We start from the raw sequence: 20,334 nt of genomic DNA, 5'->3' as shown, positions 1-20,334 counted from the left end.
GACCGGTTTCATAATGCCGAATGCATAACGCATGTTTCGAAATAGAAATGGCCACCGATCAAGGTGGCCATTTTTTGTAAGCCGCTCGCTCAGACTTCCGATTCTTCCAGCACGTGTTCTTCAACGTAGATCGGCAAGTGGGGCTGGCTGGTCACCGCCACGGCGATAGCATCGGACGGTCGTGCGTCGATCGAAACCAATTCGCCATCGACTTTCACACGCAGGTTGGCGAAGTACGTCCCTTCTTTCAAGTCGTTGATCACGACGCTATCGAGTTCGCCTCCGAGCCGCTCGACAATGCTGACGATTAAGTCGTGCGTCAGCGGTCGCGGCGGCACAAAGTCCTTCACGCGGCGGTGGATGCTGGTCGCTTCAAAGATGCCAATCATAATCGGAAATTGGCGATCTCCGTCTACTTCCTTCAAGTAGATAACCTGCTGGTCGTTAATCTCGCTGATAATGATCCGCGAGAGTTCCATCTGGATCGGCATAAGAGGATCTGACTTCCTGAGGGATTCTCGTTGAACTAACCCGATTATATCTCTGGAAATTCAGGTGGGAACAGTCCCCAAAATGGTGAGTTCTCGACGAAGACGATTTTTGTCGCGGCTTCTGCAACCATTTCACCAAGTAGCGACCACCTTCGTGAAAGTATACATTGTGTAAAGCGACCGCCGAATGATTCCCTGCGGCTCGACCTGCCAAATCGACACGCGATACACTTCGACGCTGTCTACTGCTAACCCCGCACTTAGATTTTTCACCGATGATACGCTTCTTCTTTCGTCTGTTGTTATTACCATTGCTGGCGCTGCTTGTTGTTGGTCCGTCGCCACTTTGGGGCGAAGCCCAAGACATCCATACGCAGATGCTTCGCGCGACGGTAAAGATCAGCCACAAGGACTCAACAGCCACCGGTTTCGTGCTGACGCCCGACAATGGAAAGTCGTTTATCCTTGTGACGGCTCACCACGTGCTCGATAAAATCCAGAGCAATGAAGCAAGCATCATCTTTCGTTCCCTGGTGTCAGAAGGGGAATACCACAAGCAACCGACCAAGTTGATCATTCGGAAAGACGATAAGCCGCTGTGGGCCAAACATCCTACCGAAGACGTCGCCGCAATTTCGGTGACACCGCCGAAGGACGCTGACTTGGCATTAATTTCTACGACGTGCCTGGCGACGGAAGAGATCCTTCGAGAAACGAAAATTCATCCTGGGCAGCAAAGCTATCTGCTCGGCTATCCCCATCGCGAAGAAGCCAGCGAAGCAGGATTTCCGATTCTGCGTTCTGGCCCCATCGCCACTTATCCGCTGCTGCCGACACAGAAAACGAAGACGTTCTATTTGAGCACGCCAATCTTCAGCGGTGATAGTGGTGGACCTGTTTATACAACGCGAGACGAAGCCGCAGATCCGTCGGCACAGGACGAACCCTTGATTTTAGGTGTCGTTCATGGCCAGCGATTTGTAAACGACACGATCAAAGGAAATTACATCACGGTGAAAACGCATCACCAGTTTGGTCTGGCGATTATCGTTCACGCATCGTCTATCGTCGAAACCATCGCGCTGATGAAGTAGCGGCCTGCCAATCGGCAACCGCTACAGAGGGACGTGCTTCGATGCCAAGCGTCTTACTTCGAGGCGGATTCTCGTAGCTTGGCAAGAGCCGCTTGCGTTCGTTCGAGCTCTTGCTTCGCCTGATCGAGGCTTTCGCGTTCGCGTGCCACGATGTCGGCCGGAGCTCGGCTGACGAAGCTCTCGTTGCCCAGCTTCTTTTCCTTGCTGGTCACCAATTGCTGCAGCTTCTGCTCCTGCTTTTCGTTCCGCTCGATTTCCGCTTCAACGTCGATGAAGTCATTCAAGTCGACGAAGATCTCCATGTCACCCACGGTGATCGTCGCATTCGTTTCTGGAACAGCGACATCCTTGCCCAAGCCGCAGCTTTTAGCGTTCGCCATCGAAAGGAAGTAAGGAGACATCGTTTCCAGCAGCTTGGCAGTCGGCTCGTCGCAGCGAATCACAAATTCAATCGTGTCTTTCGGTGCAATGTTCTGACGGCTGCGAATCTCGCGAAGGCTACCGAGCGTTTCCTGGAACACGGCGAATTGACGTTCGATTGATTGGTCTTCCCACTTCGGATCGATTTCTGGCCAGTTGGAAAGCATGATGCTTTCGGTCGCGTCGGTCAGCTCTTCAATACCACGTTGCGGAGCAATCTTGCCGAGCGTTTGCCAGATCTCTTCCGTGATAAAGGGAATGATCGGGTGCAACAAACGCAGCATTGCATCAAGCACGTACGTGATCACACGCTGTGCGGCAGGTCGCTGCTTCTCGTCCTGGAAACGTTCTTTGAGGATTTCGACATAGAAGCTGCAGAACTCGTCCCAGGCGAAGTCGTACGTGGCTCGAGCCGCATCGGCATAGCCGTAGCTTTCGTAGCACCGGGTCACTTCCTGGCTGACCGTATAAAGCCGCGACAAGATCCAGCGATCTTCCAGCTGCATCTCGTCGGTTGAAACGGTCCCCGGCGTGTAGCCTTCGAGGTTCATCATCGTGAAGCGGGCCGCGTTCCACAACTTATTGCAGAAGTTACGACCTAGCTCGAACCGTTCGCTGACAACGGCTCCACGTGGCAACGCTTTGTCTTCCGCCTTCTCGGCCCACTGCGTGCTGAACGGCTCGTTACACTTCTTACATTCGACACGCGGTAGCTGACGATTCTTCTTCGTTTGATCGATCAGGGCGTTGCAGTGAGGGCACTCGAACTGCACCGGCATCCGCACGTCTTGCGTTTCGGTGGTCAGGTAAGCCAAACCGAATCGAAGCGAGTCAGCACCGAACTTTTCGATCACGTCGAGCGGGTCGACACCATTCCCCTTCGACTTGCTCATTCGTTCGCCGAGGCCATCAAGGATGGTCGGGTGGATAAACACTTCGCGGAACGGCACTTCGCCCATGTTGTTGATGCCAGCAAGCACCATTCGGGCAACCCACAGTGTGATAATATCGCGACTGGTGATCAGCGTGCTGGTCGGATAGAAGTACTCCAGCTCCGGTGTCTTTTCCGGCCAACCCAGTGTCGAGTGTGGCCACAACGCAGAGCTGAACCAGGTATCGAGCACGTCTTCCTCTCGCACAAAGCCCATCGCTTCGTACTTCTGGGCCAGTTGGGCATTCTCCTCCGCGATGCAGACGTGAACTTGAGCGTACGGCATCGTCACGCGAGCGGCGCCTTGGATTGTGCCGATCTTTTCGGCCGCTTCTAACTCTTCGTCACGTTCGATCTGGAAGTTGGCTTTGCCGCTTTGAATGTCGGGATCCGCTTCCAACTGGGCGACCAGCTTGTCGTGGTCATCCTTGTAGGCACATTCCTGCGACCAAATCGGAATCTGATGTCCCCACCAAAGCTGACGGCTGACCGGCCAATCTCGTTTTTCGCTCAGCCAGTCGAGGTAGCCGTTGGCGTATCGCTGGGGGAAGATCTTCACGCGGCCATCCTTCACCGCGTCCATCGCGCTTTGAGCCAACTGGTCCATCTTGATGAACCACTGATCGGCCAGATACGGCTCGATCGGCGTCTTACTACGATCCGAGTAGGCCAGCTCGATCTTGCGGTCTTCGATCTTTTCGAGCAAGCTCAGCTTCTCGAGATCGTCCACGACCGCTTTACGAGCCTTGGGAATGGTCAGTCCGACATACTCGCCGGTCGTTTCATTCATGGTCCCGTTCGAGTTGAGGATGTTGATCATCGGCAGATCTTGCCGACGTCCCACTTCATAGTCGTTCGGGTCGTGGGCAGGCGTAATCTTCACGCAACCGGAACCAAGTTCAGGCTTAGCCCATTGATCAGCCACCAGCGGGATCTCGCGATCGACCAACGGCAGCATCAGCTTGCGACCGTCGAGCGCCATGTCGCGCAGCTTGATCAACTGTGGCAACATTGCCTCGCGACGTTCGGCAATTTGGTCCAGCTGCTCTTGAATGGCAGGCTTGTCTTTGCCGGAAGCTTCTTTGAGCTTCTCTTGCAATTCCGTCTCGATCGTGCTCAGTGCTTTTTCAGGATCAGGATGCACTGCGACGGCCGTATCCCCAAGCATCGTTTCAGGACGCGTTGTGGCGATGGTCACGAACTTCGGCTCACCTGGCTTTGGATCGATGACTGGGTATTTGAAGTGCCAAAAACTACCGTCGGTCGTTTCGTGAAACACTTCATCGTCGCTCACCGCCGTCTGCAGGAACGTGTCCCAGTTGACCAGGCGTTTTCCTTTGTAGATCCACTGCTTAGCGAACAAATCGTAGAAGGTCCGACGCACGGCCCGAGCACAGGTGTCGTCGAGCGTGAACCGCGTTCGATCCCAGTCGCAGCTGCTGCCGAGACGCTTTAGCTGCCCAAGAATGCGGGCCTCGTATTGATCTTTCCAATCCCAGATGCGTTTGACGAGTTCTTCCCGGCCGAGATCGTGACGGCTTTTCTTTTCCGCTTCGAAGATACGCTTTTCGACGACGGCCTGGGTTGCGATCCCAGCGTGGTCGGTGCCAGGCATCCACAACGTATTGAAGCCCTTCAGTCGCTTGTAGCGAATCAACACGTCTTGCAGCGTGTTGTTCAGAGCATGCCCCAGATGCAGGGCCCCCGTCACGTTGGGTGGTGGAATGACAATCGTGAACGGTTCGCGATTCGGATCTGGCTCGCTATGGAAGAATCCCTGCGATTCCCAGTATTCGTAGATTTTGGGCGAGATCGAAAAATCGAAACGATTGGGAATGTCCTGAGCGGAAAACGCCACCAGTATGACTCGCTATAAGTTATTGGTTTTCAGTGTTCAGTTTTCGGTGTTCAGCAAGAGAGGGATGAGCACACCCTTACTTGCTTGGCACGGCGTTGTGCTGGCTAGTTAGTTGCGGCGACCTGGGAAGTGCTGGAAGTTTCGCGGGCCGCTTCGTCCTTGTGCAACTTGTATTCGACCGCGTCGACTAACGCATTCCAGCTGGCCTGGATGATGTTCTCGCTAACGCCGATCGTCCCCCATACGTCATGCTCGTCGCTGCATTCGATCTGCACGCGAGTTCGTGCGGCGGTTCCCGCTTCACTGTTGACGACACGCACTTTGTAGTCGACCAGCTTCATTTGGCTGAGGTTCGGATAGGTATCCAACAAGGCCTTACGCAGCGCGGCACTTAAAGCGTCGATAGGGCCATCCCCTTCGCCCACTTCATGCTTGATGGTCTCAGCTACGTCCAGCTTGACGGTCGCTTCGGTCGTGAGCTCCAAGTCTTGATGCTGCACGACATCTTGGACTTCAACGTGATACTTCAGCGTTGTAAAGTGCGAAGTGAACGTGCCGAGCGTCTTGCGGACCAGCAGTTCAAACGACGCTTCGGCCGCTTCAAATTGGAAGCCCTTGTTTTCCAAGTCGACGACTCGCGAGAGGATTTTGTCCATCACCTCGCGATCTTGCTCGATGTTCATCTTGGTGGTCAATGCCACGATGTTCGAGCGACCCGATAGCTCGCTGACCAGGACTCGGCGTTCGTTGCCGACTGCTTCCGGCGAGATATGTTCATAGCTGGATGCCGCACGATTGACCGCGTGGACATGCATGCCACCTTTGTGGGCGAACGCACTTTGCCCGACAAAAGCCTGGTTATTGCGACGATTGACGTTAGCGGTGTCGTAAACAAACCGCGACAGCTCGGTCAGGTGCTCTAACCCGTCGCCGCCAAGGACTTCGTACCCCTTTTTCTTCAACGCTAGGTTGGCCACGCAGGAGATCAGGTCGGCATTGCCACAGCGTTCGCCGAAGCCGTTGATCGTTCCTTGAATTTGCGTTGCACCGGCATCGACGGCGGCTAGAGCATTCGCTACGGCTAAGTCGCCATCGTTATGAGTATGGATACCGACCGGCACACCAAACTCGCTGAGGGCTTCGATTGCCGCTTTCGTCAGCTCGGCGACTTCTTCAGGGAGACTTCCACCATTGGTATCGCACAGCACGACCATGCGAGCTCCGGCCTTTGCGGCGGCGCGAATCGTTTGGGCAGCGTACTCAGGATTCGCTTTCCAGCCGTCGAAGAAGTGTTCCGCGTCGTAGATCGCCTCGCGTCCTTCGGTGATCATCAGACCTATCGAGTCTTCGATCATGGAAAGGTTTTCTTCCAACGTTACCCTCAAAACGTCGGTGACATGAAAGTCGTGCGTCTTGCCGACGATAGTAACCACTGGCGCGCCGGAGTTAAGCAAGGCCTGCATGCCGGGGTCGTCTTTGGCAGCCATCCCTTTGCGGCGCGTCATTCCAAAGGCACACACCTTCACATGCTTCAGGTCTAAGTCCTGGGCACGCCGGAAGTATTCGGCATCTTTCTCATTAGAAAGTGGATAACCCCCTTCGATGAAATCGACACCGATCTCGTCGAGACGCTCCGTGATTGCAAGTTTGTCCTGAAGAGAAAAGCTGACGCCTTCTCCCTGGGCACCGTCACGTAACGTCGTGTCGTAGATTTCGATCTTCTTCATGGGGCGGATCCGCTTGGGTAGCACCGAACAGTCCATCTGAAATGGACCGATCCGTTCAACAAAAAAGCCCTGAAACCGTTTGGGCGTCAGGGCTTACCTTTGAATCATTATTGTTCGCAGTCCCTACGCCGAGGTTGTGGGTACTCCCACAATGCTAATGATGATTGTTACGGCGATGTCAGTAGTGGGCTGCAACATGGTATCCCCGAGGGGCAATTTCTTCGTCTATGGAAGTCGTAAGTTTAGGTGTGGCAATAAGAACTGTCAAGTTGGCCCTGGCTTGGCCACGTCTGCGCGAAATCGCTAACTTTGGGCTAAGACACGTCTCGAAGCGACAAGGATCGTTTCCGAATTAGTGAATTCCACCTCAACGAAATGTCTTCACCTGCTACCACATCAGACCGCGGGGTTTGGTCGTCCGGAAACTTCCCTCGTCGCGTATCGTAACCACTAATACGCCAACCACTTACACACGTCGCCAAAGCCACATCTGACGTATCTACTTCCCCAGCGTGCAGGTCTATCCAGACTATCGCCATTTACTAACTGGTATTTATTAAGCATAATAACTATGTGATTTTTTGCGATTTACCCCCCACATGCGTCCCTCCTTCCTAACCTCTAGGAGTTGCCCCATGCATTTCTCTTACCAATCTCTCTGCGCCCCCGGTGCGCACGTGAAGGCATCCCGCCGCCGGAATGCGTTTACTTTGGTCGAATTGTTGGTCGTTATCGCGATCATCGGTGTTTTGATCGCCCTGCTGCTGCCAGCCGTGCAACAAGCGCGCGAAGCTGCCCGCCGCATGCAGTGCTCGAACAACCTCAAGCAAATTGGCCTGTCGCTGCACAACTATCACGACACGTATCAAACATTTCCCAGCGGCTTCATGCACGATTCGACCACCAACACGCATTGGTCGTGGGGTGCTTTGCTACTGCCGTTCATGGAACAAAGTGCCATGCATCAGCAGATCGGCGTTACCAAGCAGCGCCTTAGCAACTGTGTTGCGAATAGCGACTGCCTGGCTTTGATTAAAACCCCGATCGATGGTTATCGCTGCCCTTCCGACACGATGCCTGACTTGAACCCTTGGCCGACTTACGGCAGCAATAGCGAGAACATCGCCACGTCGAATTACATTGGTAGCGAAGGGATGGTTCATATCAGTGGCGCCGAGAAGTCGCATGGGATGTTTCACGGAAATAGTGGCATCAAGATGCGGGACGTCATCGACGGTACCAGCAATACGATCTTCGTCGGCGAACGTGACGGGGCTGACACCGATGGTCTGACCAGCGGACGAAACGCTCGCCGCGGCGGTGTTTGGGCAGGCACGATGAACTCGACACGCAAATGGCCGCGAGGCGTGATGGACGTGCTGGCTTCGTTTGCCCAGCCAATGAATCGTCCAACGGTCGCTGGAGCCGACCATAACGCGAAGGGCTTCGGCAGTCTTCACCCCGGTGGTTCGCAGTTTTTGCTGGTCGATGGATCAGTTCGCTTCCTCCCGGAAACCATCGAGTATCGCACGAGCGATTTCTATTGGGACAATCCCGATCCGACTCACTACGACGTGAATAACTTGGGCGTTTATCAACTGCTTGGTGTCCGCAACGACGGTCGCCCAGTTGAGCTCCCTTAGTCATCACATCTGCAAGCCACAGTTAGGAAGTCCCATGATATCTCGTTGGATGACACTCGCGATATGTGTCGCTTTGATTGCTACGTTAGGATGCGTCGGCCAAGATCCATCATTCGCCACGGTGCACGGAAACGTCACTGTCGATGGAAAGCCGACCGAAGGATTGGAAGTGACATTCGAGCCTGAAAGTGGTCGGCCAGCAATTGGTTTTACCGACACCGAAGGCAACTACGAACTTCAGTACACCGCTAACCAAGGTGGTGCTTCCATCGGTAATCACCGAGTCCGAATCGATGTCCCTTCCGGTTCCGAAGCGAAAGTACGAATTCCGATCCGCTACAACGCTAAGACCGATCTGAGCGTAGAAGTGGTCCCCGGCGAAAACGAGCACAACTTCGAGCTCACCACTTCCCGGTAACGAACCCGCATAAAAAAAGGCTACCTACGTGAAACGTCGGTAGCCTTTTTTGTTTTCTTGGCGGAAGCTAGGCGCTTTCTTCGTAGTACTCTTCTTCGTCGTCTTCCTCTTCCTCATACTCCTCTTCGTATTCTTCTTCCTCGTACTCGGCGTCTTCTTCTTCGTACTCCGCTTCTTCCTCGTCTTCGTACTCTTCGCCGTCTTCGTATTCCTCGACTTCTTCCTCTTCGTATTCCGCCTCTTCGTCTGCTTCCTCTTCTTCCTCCTCGTCCTCGACCACATGCGGACGAATCTTGTTCGAGCGTTTCGCCTTCGGGGCTGGTGCCTCTTCTTCCTCGGTCACTGTCGCGGTGCTATCGACCGTTTGACCAGACTTCATCAGTTCCCATTCTTCCGGAGAAATAACCACTTCCCGGGCCTGCGATCCATTGTACGGACCCACAATGCCATCTTCTGCCATGAAGTCGATCAATCGTGCTCCGCGGCCATAACCGACGCCTAGGGCTCGCTGCAGTAGCGACACGCTTCCCCGCTGTTCGGCGACAATGACATCCACTGCTTGCTCGTACAGATCGTCCCGCTTCTTCATCTTCGCAGGGTCGGCCGTTGCTCCATCTTCGACTTTCAGCTGAACGAGTTCTTTAACGAAGTCTTGCTCGCCGGTGCTGACAAATTCGACGACACGGTTGATCTCCTCGTCCGACAGATACGTACCTTGGCCACGCATCAGCGTCGACGTTCCTGGCCACAGGAACAGCATGTCACCGTTACCCAGCAGTTTATCAGCACCCATTTCATCGAGCACAACGCGGCTGTCAGTACGGCTGGCCACTTGGAAGGAAATACGCGCCGGCAAGTTCGATTTGATCAAACCGGTGATCACGTCCACAGTTGGCTTCTGCGTGGCGAGAATCAGGTGAATACCCACCGCACGCGATTTCTGAGCGAGACGAATGATGTGCTGCTCCACCTCTTTGCCGGCAGTCATCATCATGTCGGCGATTTCGTCTGCCACAATCACGATGTACGGCAGATGGGTCGCGACGTTGTTGCGTTCCCCTTCGTCTTCAGCACCCATGCGGTCCCAAATTTCCTCTTCACCCAACGCATTGAACGCGCTCAGATGTCGCACGCCTACTTGGGCCAGAAGCTGGTAACGCTCTTCCATTTTCTCGACCGCCCAAGCCAAGATGGCTTCGGCTTTCTTCATGTCGGTCACCACCGGGTGCATCAAGTGCGGTAATGTACGATAGCAAGACAATTCGACCATCTTCGGGTCGATCATCAGCATTCGCACTTCATCAGGGCGACGCGTCATGAGGATGGAGGTGATCAGCGCGTTCAAACAGACCGACTTACCGGTACCTGTTCGACCGGCGATCAGAAGGTGAGGCATCGCTGCGAGATCGACCGCCAACGAGTTCCCCGACACATCCTTACCTAGGAAGATGGGGACTTTCATCTTGTTCATGCGGCCGCTGGCTTCTTCCATTACCTCGCGCAGGCGGACCATCTGCCGCTCGTCGTTGGGCACTTCGATCCCAACAGTGTTCTTCCCAGGAATCGGCGCGACAATACGAACGCTCGGAACACGCAGGGCAATCGCCAAGTCATCGGCGAGCCCGGTGATCTTGGAAAGACGCAAGCCTGCTTCCAGTTCGACTTCGTACTGGGCAATGACCGGACCGGTTTCGATCTCGACCACCTTCACGTTGAAGCCAAAGTTGAGGAATGTCTTCTCGAGAACTTTCGCCTTCTTGCGAACTTCTTTCTCTTGCTCTTCGAAGCTGAAGTCATCGCTTTCAATCAACAATTCGATCGGCGGAAGCTCGTAGTTTTTCGGATTCGCACGGCCATTGGCGGCACTGTCGAGCTCGCTCATGACGTTTTTGCGATCTTCTTCCTGCTTCTGTTTTTTGCTGTTGCGGTTCTTAACCGATAGCGCCGATTCCTGAGCCTTATCGACGCGGGTAATCGGAACTTCCTCGTCCGCTTCTTCTTCCTCGATCTCCTCTTCGACTTCTTCGTCGATCTCTTCTTCGGTGTCTTCCTCTTCCTCGATCTCTTCGTCGGCGGCCGCTTCTTCGTCGAAGACCTCTTCGCCATCCTCGAATGGAATTTCTTCGTCGACGTCGGTCTTCAGCTGGCGTCCGCCAATTTTGATCCGCACGCCCTTCTCGTCGTACTCACCCTCTTCTTCGTATTCGTATTCTTCTTCCTCGCCATCAAGACCAAATTCGGCCAACAGCTTCGCTTTGCGTTCTTCCTTCAATCGTTCCCGACGACTCTTCCAGGCAGCCGCGCCGGCTTGGGTTTTTTCTTTCGCTTTCAGGAAACTCCACACCGTTAGCCGGACCAATTCGTATTCTGTGCATAGCAGCAGCCCGCACGCAGTAACAGCCAGGCAAAGGATAACCGACCCCGTCGTCGCGAAGTGTTCGCTAAGGAACTGCTGGCCGACAAGTCCCAGTCTTCCCCCAGAACTGCTGATCGGGCCTGGCGAAGCTCCGGGGATAATAATGGTGACCAACGTGGTAATGCCTGTCAGCGTCATCAACCAACCGATGAGCCGTGCGGCCGGCGACGTGATTTCTTTTCGCAACAACAGAATGACGTCGAACGCCGCCATGCTAACGACAGCAAAGTAGGCTCCGATCCCGAGCGTTACCAAAAGGAAGTCGGCCGCCAACGCTCCGATACCGCCACACAGATTGCTTACTTGGTTCGGCTGCGGATAGGCGACCTGATCAGGCTGATAGATCCCCGAGAAAGGGGCAGGCAGCTCGCCGATCGCGTCGTCAGCACGATACGACAGCAGCGACAACGCCAAGAAGATTGTCAATGCAGACAATCCAATGGCGAACAGATCTCGCTGGATGCTTCGTTCTTCGAACATGCACGTTGCCGGGAAACTTTGGGGAGAACGTCGAAGCGTGACCTTCGCAGGCACGAGGGTTACAGCGCTCCACTTTCCTCCTTCGGTTTTGCTAGCGAGAAAGCCGCAATGCGTTTTTCGCTCACCGACGCAATTCCCTAGTTCGCAGATCCGCTAGGCGTCGTACAGCCGACACAATCGTTACAAGTAGTCGTTGGCGAAGTTCTTCACCGTCCGCCACATGCCCTCTTTGCCAGGCACCATCACCGCAACCAGGCCACCATCGCGACTAACCGCCGCCGCTTCTGGCGTCTCCTTTGGAACGTCCAGCGAGATCATTTTCCCTTGAGACAGACGAACAATTTCTTCTTCGCCAATTTCAACATGAGGGAGCTCCTGGACGGCGAGAATCGTTGGCGCGAGCGCCGACTCAATTACATCACGCTGCATAGGGTCGGTCACTTCGATCGCTTCTTCAATGCGAAAGCTACCAATCGCGGTTCGCACCAATTCCGACATTACCGTTTCCGTACCCACGGCCTTGGCAATGTCGCGTCCCAGCGAACGAACGTACGTCCCGCTGCCACATTCGATGCGCATACGTAGCTCGGGGTACTCGTAGGCAAGAATTGTTAGCGAATAGACTTCGATCTCACGGCTGGCTAGTTCGACTTCTTTTCCTTGGCGGGCTAAATCGTAAGCACGCTTGCCAGCCACTTTCAGTGCCGAAAAGATCGGCGGCGTCTGCTGGATCTTCCCAGTGAACTGCGGCAGGACGGCTTCAAGCTGAGCCAACTCAGGCCGAGGCGGATCGTCCAACACCGTGACCTCCCCCTCGATGTCCTCCGTTTCGCTTTTTCGCCCCAGCAGAAAGCAGGCCTCGTACGTCTTAGGCAGCCGCTGAACGTACTCGATCAATTTCGTGCCGTGCCCGACGGGGCAAACCAATACCCCAGTCGCCAACGGATCAAGCGTCCCAGCGTGCCCAGTCTTCGCCGGACGCACAACACGCTGAACCCGGTTCACAACATCGCGAGACGTCATCCCAGCCGGCTTATTAATATTAAGAATTCCGTGCATTTCGCTCTGCCTAACCTATTCCCTATCTGCAACGACGACGTTGGGAACGTTTTAGCACAACGCCGTCGTTCTCTATAGCGGTAGTTTACAGACAGGTGAGTGGCACGCAGGCGAATACGAAGTTACTTCTTTAACTCGAAGCTCACTTCGTTTTCCCCAGTGGTAATGTCCGCCTTAAGTGGTGTCGTGCGGATACTTCGATACTCCTTGGGCAAGTCTTTCATATCTTTCGGCTTTAGAATCGGAGCGACGTTCTCACCGATCGAAACTTCCACCTCAGGTGGAACAATAAAGACCTGATAAGTGCCTGGAGCAATTCCTCCGGCCGCGGTGATCTCGAACTTGCCTTCGCTGTCGAGCTCATCGCTGACACTTACCCCATTTTCAACACCTCGAAAGGAAATGGTTCCCTCCTTTACCGGATCGCCGTCGTAAGTAACGTTTCCGTGGATCGTACCTAAGGTTTTATCCTGATTGCACCCGGCAAGTCCTATTCCCAGGACAGCGACAGTCAACAAACACGTGTAGAACTTCATGACCAATGTCTCTTATGCAGATGATGACGTTGATACCAACAAAAAGCCGCCACCTGTAATGGCTAGGCGGCGGCTTGCTGTCGAGCTTTCATTTGACGCGAACTACGGCATGTTAATCACGTTGCCGTCGTCACGATCGACCATGTTCTTCCAAGTCGGAACATCGATCGTTTCGGTTATGAAGTTCACATGGCCATCGAGTCCCAACGCCATCACGCCACCTGGATGGGCCGAGATAATGGGCGTGTTACAGCGGTTGGTTCCCATCGTAGTACCATCGTAGATACGGACGCCAAGACCGCCGATGATGGTCGTTTCGTTCCAGCAGCGATTCGCCGGATCGACAACGCTCCCATCGCCTTTCACCTCCTGCAGACCGTTGGTGCCTTGCCAACCGCCATCGTTGTGCGATGCACGGGTATCGTACTTTTGACCCGACGAATCAACAACGTAATCTCCTTGTTCACCAACTATGATCGTGTTCGAGGTACCGTCAGTACATGCGGACATGTTTAGTGCTCGAACGCGAACGATCATTCCTCCGCCAGAAATTGGCGAATTACCACCGTTGGTCGAGTTGTCGACCGAAGGATGATTGTTCGATCCCAGAATGGCAACGTAGGAAGGCTCGATCTGCTCTGTATCGCCATTTGAGTTTGCCTTCGTGAGAAACGTGGGCATCGGCGATGATGGACAAACCATGTAGTCGGGAGCGAATCCGTCGAGCACATCTTTATTGTTGATCGCTGCAGCTGACGTCGATCCCATCCAAAAACCGCCGCCGTTCATTTGCAACTGATTGTAGGCGCTGCCTTGCTCGCAAAACGGAAGCAGAAAGACCCACCAGTTCGCGCTATGACCACCTTTTGCGGACTGTGGAGGCATCACATTAAAGGTGTCGTGATAGTTGTGAAGCGCCAAGCCGGTTTGCTTCATGTTGTTTGAGCAGCTCATACGTCGCGCAGCTTCACGCGCTTGTTGCACGGCCGGCAACAACAATGCGATCAATACGCCGATGATGGCGATCACCACCAGCAATTCGACTAACGTAAACCCTCTTCTTCTGTGCATGGGGGGAGTCCTTTTGGATTGGGGTGTGGAGAGAGGAAATAGAATGACCTCTTGGCAAATGCCACGCTAAGAAACGCAAGGCCATCGGGCGGGTTGGGGCAGGAGAAGGGAAAATTAGAAGGTAGGAAGCTGATTACAAGTCGGTGGCTATTGCCGAAAAACCCGACCATTGCCTACGCAAAAATTCTAACAACGAATCAAAATTTTCTCAAGGGAACTTTTACCTTCGTCAATCGCCGTTAGCGTAACGACAAAAGAAGTGCTTGAAAATATTGTGCTATACATCGCACCACTTGATTTTGCAGGTAATCCATGCGCCTTATGACTTTTTTCATCGCCACCCCACCGTTGGCAGGGTTACCAATCTCAAAGAAGACACCCCTCAGAAGTGGCCCGCACAGCCAATAAGCAGGGTCTGATATGTATTAATCCTTGTTGAGATATTCAGAGGCAAGCAGTTGCAATTGACGACGGTCGAACTTTCCGGTTCCTGTCCTTGGGAGTTCCAGCAGGAAGAGATAGTGCACTGGGTTTTTATACGCGGCCAGGTGTTGCTTGGCGAATTCGCGCAGGGAGGGTTCGACGGATTCATTTTCACCTTCCAGCAGTGCGACACATGCGACGGGGATCTGACCGTCTCGTGCATCAGCTACGCCGACTACGATCGACGCGTGTACCGACGGATGTTCGTCGAGAACATTTTCGACCTCCGCAGGGGCGATGTTGGATCCGCGCCGCACGATCATCAGTTTCTTTCGGCCGACGAACCAGATATATCCATCCTCGTCTTGATAGGCCAAGTCGCCGGTGTGCAGCCAGCCATCGCGAAAACGTTGTTGCGTCGCGATTTCATCTTGCCAATACCCAATCGTTGCGGATGGGGTTTGCAAAACGATTTCGCCTTGCTCGCCTGTCCCGCAGGGGTTGTTTTCCGCATCGACAATCTGCAGTGTCATCCCAGGCGCGGGAAGTCCGAGAGACCCCCATTTACGAAGCCCGTTGCGTGGGTTGGCTGCGTAATAACAGCCGACTTCGGTCATGCCGGCTCCTTCCATGACTTCCCAATCGAACAAGTCGCGAAAGCGATGATGCAAGTCGGAAGGCACGCTGTCTCCCGAGCCGATCGCATTAACGAGAGACGGCAACTCAGCTCGGTTCGCTTCCAGGTATTCGATGAAGTCCAGCAAGTCGCTTGCCAACATTCCATACTCGGTCACGTTTTGGGATTGAATCAATTTGACCGCTGCCGCAGGCTCAGGTCGCATCGCGAGCAACACTTCGCCGCCTGCCAACCAGACCGGCATCATCTGCGTCTGAAGCCCTCCGGCATGGCTGATCGGCTTGCCGACCAAGACGACATCGTCCGCCGTAAAGTCGAACAATGCTCGTGACTGATCGATGGCATGAAAACAACCAGAGTGTGAATGAACGACTCCCTTGGGATGGCCGGTACTGCCGGACGTGAAAAGAATGAGTGCCGGATCATCTGCCGAAACGGGTACCGCTTTCTCCAGTTCGCCACAGGTCAGCAGCGCGTCGAACGATCGAGCAAATTTGGCAATGCCTCCGACTATAATCGATGTGATCTCGATATCACGGACCGCGGGCTCGACATCCGCGACGCGGCCGTCATGAAATAGGAGCAGCTTCGGCGTCGTTCGTTTCAATACATCGTGAATCTCGTCCGCCACGTAGCGATAGTTCAGCGGCACAGCGATCGCCCCAATTCGATAACAAGCCAGCGTAACGACGACGGCTTCGACGCAATTGGGCAAGAGCCAGGCAACAGCTTCCTTCGGGGCGACGCCCGAATCAATCAATCCGGCTGCCACCATTCTCACGCGTTGATCTAACTCTGCGTAAGTCAACGTCGCGTCGGGCGTACGGAGCGCGACTTTCGAAGGAGTGCTTCGCAGTCCGCGATCAAGAGGCTGCTGTAGCTTGAAATACTCCGCCATCCCAATCCCCGAAACAGTACGACCGGCTATCGTTATGAAAATTCTATTTCAACATATCGATATAATCTTAGAAACGCGACTGTTTTCACCGTAACCACTGAGCGGCGTGAACATCTTAGTCGCATTCGATCGTACTACTGACGTTCGTATTTGCTTAATCACCGACGCCACGCGGAGACTTTTATGCTTTCTAGTGCCATTGCTATCAATCAGTTTCAAATGATTGGTTTTCAGAAAATTGCCGCGGACATTTCAGAAGAAAGCCTCTTCGAGCCTGCTGCAGGGCATCAGCATCTTCCTGCATGGATCTTGGGGCACCTCGCGATCACCGGAGAGATGGGGCAACAACTCCTCGGTGGCACCATGCAGCATCCGCAGTGGCTAAGACACTTCGCGCCAGGAAGTTCCGGGCAAGTATCGCCAGAAGATTCGTTGACGAAGGCATCGCTAGTTAGCGCGGTCGAGGAAGCCTACTCAGGCCTTCAAACGATGGCCGCCAATCCGGAATTGGCCGAGCGTTATTCTCAAGAACATGGGCAAGACTTCTTCGCCGGAACACCCATTAAAACGGTTGCCGATCTGACGACGCTGCTGCTGACGAATCACTTTGGGTTTCACCTGGCTCAGCTTTCCAGTTGCCGTCGCGAAGCTGGATTCCCGCCGTTGTTCTAACTACGGCTTAAGAGGTTCGACCGACAGTTGCCGAAACTCGACGCGTGCGTTATCTCCACGCACGCCGAGTTGCCCGGCCGTGTAGGTTTTGTCGGAAACTCGAATCGCTGGCATGTTGCTGTCGCCAACGAAGATACGAAGATCGGCCCTTTCGGCGACCACGCGCAGGTCGATCCATTTCTCGGTATCCAAACCAAGCTCGACTTGGGCAAGCTTGGTTAGTTGCTCGCCACTGCGTCGTGCGAGGACCAGTTCCCCTTCGCTAGTGATGCTGGCCGAATAGCCCTCGAAGTTATTACGGCCAATCCCTGCGTTATTGACCCGAAAGATAACGCTCGCCGATCCTTGGCCACGTTCGATCCGGACTTGAGTCTTCAGTTCGAAGTTCTCGTAAGACATACCACGCAGCAAGATTTTATCGCCGAAGCGCCAATCGGTTTCCGCGCGAAGTTGGCACACGCCGTCACGCATCCGAAGTGTGCGACCGTTGAAGAAGTGCAATTCTTCCCAGCGATCGGCAGCGGCGAATGCGTCAGTCAGCGATTTCCCTGGCTGCAGTGGCTTTTCTCCCGATGGCACTGTTAACGGCTCACCCCACGCGACAGGCTCTCCAGCGACTGGCAATCCTTCGTCGTTCCAGGTTACCTTCTTCAAACTAATGCAGCGGTTCCACGAACCCTTCGGATCGATCGAGCTGTGAAAAGCCAGCCAGTCTTCCTTCCCATCGGGCGAAGCCACCAGGCAGCCATGCCCAGGGCCATAGACATTATTCGCACGGGAAAACCATGGCTTTGGATGCTTCTTCCACGCGTCGGCATCCATGGGGTTATCTCCCTCCAACGTCATTAATCCGAAGCAATAGTCCGGCGTCCAAGATCCACTTGCCGCGTAGATAATCATCGTCTTGCCGTTGCGCCGTAGAACCTGGGCGCCTTCGTTCAGACCGGCTGGTCGTCCGGCCGTTTCCCAGGGGTACATCTTCGTCGAGAGGTCGACGATCGGGCCGATTAGTTTTGTCGGCGATTCCATTTCGGAAATGAACAAATGCTGCGTCGAGTCAGGCGTCACCCCCTTGGGCCAGGCCGACCAAATGCAGTAACGCTTTCCATTGGCGAACTTGGCAACCGTCGCATCGATTGCCCAGCCTGGCGTTTTTAGCACGGCTGCTTGATGATACGAACCGAGTGGGTCATCCGTATCGGCCTTTAAAACAATGACGCGATGATTGGCGTTATCGCCGTCATCGGCACATGTATAGATGTACCACTTGCCGTCCAGGTAGTGAATTTCGGGAGCCCACAACTGATCGCGATATGGTCCCTCATCCGGTGCACGATAAACATCGCGGTGGATGCCACGGTCGGTCAGCTTCTCGCTTCGATAAACGCGAATACCGCGATCGCCTCGAATACTGGCTGCCTGATAGTAAGCCCCATCTGGCCCCACCATGATGTAGGGATCTTGCCCGGCGTAAACAGGATTGACGAAAGTCCGCGACGCATCCTCGGCATTGGCGATGCTGGCCGAAAAGAGCATTGCCATCACAATGCACAAACGTCCTGGGAGTTGTCGATCCATGAATATCACCAACACAAAAGAGAAACTTCGTTTAGATTTGCATCTCGCAAAATAACTCAAGTCATACGCCTGACGCAATCGACCACAAACGATTTCCATGCTGGATACTGCCGATCGGTTCAAAACTTTCCAAAACGTAAAAGGATTCATATCCTAATTGAGTCCCTTCATGGATTCCTTCCCCCTCCGACAAGCGTCTGGCGGTCTAACGCAAACAATTGTCCCACACGCAGAAAATTTGTTCCGCACAACTCCGTTTCGATTGCCAAGGCAAAAAGGATTGTGCCTACAGGAAATTCATTTGATCGCGATCCGCATTTTCTAAAATAGGCACTGTCACCGATCCCACACGGCAAGGCGTTTGCTTGTTACAAGTTCCGCGAATTTGAAACAGGCATTTGGCAACGATACAGACACCCAGCTTTCAGGAAATTCTTCATGTCCAACGACAAGAGCAAACCAACGACAACCGACGCCGGCATTCCTGTACCGAGTGACGAACATTCGCTGACCGTAGGTCCCGACGGTCCGATCTTGCTGCACGATCATTACTTGATCGAACAAATGGCTAACTTCAACCGCGAACGAATCGCCGAGCGGCAACCGCACGCGAAGGGCTCTGGCGCGTTTGGCCATTTCGAGGTAACCCACGATGTCAGCCAATACACCAAAGCGGCCGTCTTCCAGCCAGGCACGAAGACCGACACGCTCATCCGCTTCTCGACGGTGGCCGGGGAACGAGGCAGCCCCGACACCTGGCGAGATCCACGCGGCTTCGCGCTGAAGTTCTATACCACCGAAGGCAACTACGACATGGTCGGCAACAATACGCCGGTCTTCTTCGTGCGCGATCCGCTGAAGTTCCAACACTTCATTCGTTCGCAAAAACGCCGCGCCGACAATGGCCTTCGCGATCACGACATGCAGTGGGACTTCTGGACGTTGTCGCCGGAGTCGGCTCATCAGGTCACCTGGCTGATGGGCGATCGCGGCATTCCCAAAACCTGGCGGCACATGAACGGCTATTCGAGCCATACTTACATGTGGGTCAACGCCAAGGGAGATCGCTTCTGGGTGAAGTACCACTTCAAGACCGATCAAGGGATCGACTTCTATACCCAGGACGAAGCAGAAAAGATGGCTGGGCAAGATTCGGACGTCCATCGTCGCGACCTATTCAACGCCATCAAGGAGGGCAATTTCCCCAGCTGGACGTTGAAGATGCAGATCATGCCGTTCGAGGAAGCGAAGACCTACCGCTTCAATCCGTTCGACTTGACCAAAGTCTGGCCGCACAGTGACTATCCGCTCCACGAAGTTGGCAAGCTGACGCTCAATCGGAATCCGACCGACTTCCATACCGAGATCGAGCAAGCGGCTTTCGAGCCGAACAATATCGTCCCTGGCATCGGGGTCAGCCCCGACAAAATGTTGTTAGGTCGAATGTTCGCTTACGCCGATGCTCACCGCGCCCGAATGGGGGTCAACTACAAGCAGATCCCTGTGAATCAGCCGCAATGCCCGTTCCATAGCTACAGCAAGGATGGCGCGATGCGAACGCAAAAGGTGACCGACCCGGTCTATGCTCCCAATTCCAAAGGAGGCCCTGCCGCCGATCCTTCGCGTAATCCTGAAACAGAAGTTTGGAGTGCCGACGGCGAATTCGTTCGTGCCGCGTATACCAAGCGAAAGGATGACGACGATTGGGGTCAGGCCGGCACACTTGTCCGCGAAGTGATGGACGACGCTGCCCGCGACCGACTAGTCTCCAACGTCGTCGGTCATCTCAGTCAAGACGTTACCGAACCAGTCCTCCAGCGTGCTTTCGAGTACTGGAAAAACATCGACCCTGACGTCGGAGCTCGGATCGAAAAGGGTGTGAGGGGTAAATAGTTTCCCGATCACAATTCGTTTTCTTGCCAGATCCCTGGCCGTGATTTTGCGGCCAGGGATTTTTTATGCGTGAAGAAGAAATGAATCGG

Annotated in this window: 14 protein-coding genes; 5 read left to right on the top strand and 9 right to left on the bottom strand. The window is 54.2% G+C overall.

Annotated elements, in window-relative coordinates; translation table 11 throughout:
• Window positions 1-89 precede the first annotated feature (89 nt).
• A complete protein-coding gene (locus LA756_RS02825; RefSeq protein ID WP_224438371.1) occupies window positions 90-491 on the bottom strand; it encodes a bifunctional nuclease family protein in 402 nt (133 codons plus the stop codon).
• A gap of 275 nt (window positions 492-766) precedes the next feature.
• Between LA756_RS02825 and LA756_RS02820 the strand changes: the two genes are divergently transcribed.
• Entirely contained in the window at window positions 767-1,585 is an 819-nt protein-coding gene (locus LA756_RS02820; protein ID WP_224438370.1) for a serine protease, read from the top strand.
• Between the two features lie 53 nt (window positions 1,586-1,638).
• Here the strand turns inward: LA756_RS02820 and LA756_RS02815 are convergent, their stop codons facing one another.
• Together LA756_RS02815 and cimA are read right to left on the bottom strand one after the other, a co-directional pair.
• The gene (locus tag LA756_RS02815; RefSeq protein WP_224440461.1) at window positions 1,639-4,797 is read right to left on the bottom strand and encodes a valine--tRNA ligase; all 3,159 of its coding nucleotides are present in this window, start codon (window positions 4,795-4,797) and stop codon (window positions 1,639-1,641) included.
• A gap of 101 nt (window positions 4,798-4,898) precedes the next feature.
• Window positions 4,899-6,521 carry a citramalate synthase gene (gene cimA, locus LA756_RS02810; RefSeq protein WP_224438369.1) on the bottom strand — a complete coding sequence of 541 codons (1,623 nt, stop codon included), beginning with the start codon at window positions 6,519-6,521 and terminating at the stop codon, window positions 4,899-4,901.
• Between the two features lie 635 nt (window positions 6,522-7,156).
• On the opposite strand from cimA, the gene LA756_RS02805 reads away from it, so the two are divergent.
• Together LA756_RS02805 and LA756_RS02800 are read left to right on the top strand one after the other, a co-directional pair.
• Window positions 7,157-8,164, top strand: a complete 1,008-nt coding sequence (locus tag LA756_RS02805) for a DUF1559 domain-containing protein (protein WP_224438368.1) — start codon at window positions 7,157-7,159, stop codon at window positions 8,162-8,164.
• 34 nt (window positions 8,165-8,198) lie between these two features.
• Window positions 8,199-8,582: a hypothetical protein gene (locus LA756_RS02800; RefSeq protein WP_224438367.1), complete on the top strand. Its 384-nt coding sequence runs from the start codon at window positions 8,199-8,201 to the stop codon at window positions 8,580-8,582.
• A 67-nt stretch (window positions 8,583-8,649) separates the two neighbouring features.
• On the opposite strand, the gene LA756_RS02795 is transcribed toward LA756_RS02800, so the two are convergent.
• The 5 genes from LA756_RS02795 to LA756_RS02775 form a co-directional block, all read right to left on the bottom strand.
• The gene (locus LA756_RS02795) at window positions 8,650-11,478 is read right to left on the bottom strand and encodes a DNA translocase FtsK (RefSeq protein WP_224438366.1); all 2,829 of its coding nucleotides are present in this window, start codon (window positions 11,476-11,478) and stop codon (window positions 8,650-8,652) included.
• 180 nt (window positions 11,479-11,658) lie between these two features.
• A complete protein-coding gene (gene truB, locus LA756_RS02790) occupies window positions 11,659-12,537 on the bottom strand; it encodes a tRNA pseudouridine(55) synthase TruB (protein WP_224438365.1) in 879 nt (292 codons plus the stop codon).
• Between the two features lie 122 nt (window positions 12,538-12,659).
• A complete protein-coding gene (locus tag LA756_RS02785) occupies window positions 12,660-13,073 on the bottom strand; it encodes a carboxypeptidase-like regulatory domain-containing protein (RefSeq protein WP_224438364.1) in 414 nt (137 codons plus the stop codon).
• Window positions 13,074-13,175: 102 nt separating this feature from the next.
• A complete protein-coding gene (locus LA756_RS02780; protein ID WP_224438363.1) occupies window positions 13,176-14,144 on the bottom strand; it encodes a DUF1559 domain-containing protein in 969 nt (322 codons plus the stop codon).
• A gap of 425 nt (window positions 14,145-14,569) precedes the next feature.
• Window positions 14,570-16,102, bottom strand: coding sequence for a class I adenylate-forming enzyme family protein (locus LA756_RS02775; RefSeq protein WP_224438362.1), 1,533 nt, complete (start codon window positions 16,100-16,102; stop codon window positions 14,570-14,572).
• 183 nt (window positions 16,103-16,285) lie between these two features.
• Here LA756_RS02775 and LA756_RS02770 point away from each other — a divergent pair, with 183 nt between their 5' ends.
• A complete protein-coding gene (locus LA756_RS02770) occupies window positions 16,286-16,774 on the top strand; it encodes a hypothetical protein (protein WP_224438361.1) in 489 nt (162 codons plus the stop codon).
• Here LA756_RS02770 and LA756_RS02765 read toward each other — a convergent pair whose 3' ends face one another.
• Entirely contained in the window at window positions 16,775-18,352 is a 1,578-nt protein-coding gene (locus LA756_RS02765) for a family 43 glycosylhydrolase (RefSeq protein WP_224438360.1), read from the bottom strand.
• Window positions 18,353-18,790: 438 nt separating this feature from the next.
• Between LA756_RS02765 and LA756_RS02760 the strand changes: the two genes are divergently transcribed.
• Entirely contained in the window at window positions 18,791-20,245 is a 1,455-nt protein-coding gene (locus LA756_RS02760; protein WP_224438359.1) for a catalase, read from the top strand.
• The last annotated feature ends 89 nt before the right edge of the window (window positions 20,246-20,334 follow it).

Source organism: Bremerella sp. TYQ1 (genome assembly GCF_020150455.1).
Lineage (GTDB): Bacteria > Planctomycetota > Planctomycetia > Pirellulales > Pirellulaceae > Bremerella > Bremerella volcania_A.
This window is presented reverse-complemented; position numbering and strand designations above follow the sequence as displayed.

Excerpts from the sequence above, each read along its gene's own strand:
- LA756_RS02825 (WP_224438371.1), bottom strand. The coding sequence starts at position 491 with ATGCCGATCCAGATGGAACTCTCGCGGATCATTATCAGCGAGATTAAC.
- LA756_RS02820 (WP_224438370.1), top strand. The coding sequence starts at position 767 with ATGATACGCTTCTTCTTTCGTCTGTTGTTATTACCATTGCTGGCGCTG.
- cimA (WP_224438369.1), bottom strand. The coding sequence starts at position 6,521 with ATGAAGAAGATCGAAATCTACGACACGACGTTACGTGACGGTGCCCAG.
- LA756_RS02805 (WP_224438368.1), top strand. The coding sequence starts at position 7,157 with ATGCATTTCTCTTACCAATCTCTCTGCGCCCCCGGTGCGCACGTGAAG.
- LA756_RS02800 (WP_224438367.1), top strand. The coding sequence starts at position 8,199 with ATGATATCTCGTTGGATGACACTCGCGATATGTGTCGCTTTGATTGCT.
- LA756_RS02795 (WP_224438366.1), bottom strand. The coding sequence starts at position 11,478 with ATGTTCGAAGAACGAAGCATCCAGCGAGATCTGTTCGCCATTGGATTG.
- truB (WP_224438365.1), bottom strand. The coding sequence starts at position 12,537 with ATGCACGGAATTCTTAATATTAATAAGCCGGCTGGGATGACGTCTCGC.
- LA756_RS02785 (WP_224438364.1), bottom strand. The coding sequence starts at position 13,073 with ATGAAGTTCTACACGTGTTTGTTGACTGTCGCTGTCCTGGGAATAGGA.
- LA756_RS02780 (WP_224438363.1), bottom strand. The coding sequence starts at position 14,144 with ATGCACAGAAGAAGAGGGTTTACGTTAGTCGAATTGCTGGTGGTGATC.
- LA756_RS02775 (WP_224438362.1), bottom strand. The coding sequence starts at position 16,102 with ATGGCGGAGTATTTCAAGCTACAGCAGCCTCTTGATCGCGGACTGCGA.
- LA756_RS02770 (WP_224438361.1), top strand. The coding sequence starts at position 16,286 with ATGCTTTCTAGTGCCATTGCTATCAATCAGTTTCAAATGATTGGTTTT.
- LA756_RS02765 (WP_224438360.1), bottom strand. The coding sequence starts at position 18,352 with ATGGATCGACAACTCCCAGGACGTTTGTGCATTGTGATGGCAATGCTC.
- LA756_RS02760 (WP_224438359.1), top strand. The coding sequence starts at position 18,791 with ATGTCCAACGACAAGAGCAAACCAACGACAACCGACGCCGGCATTCCT.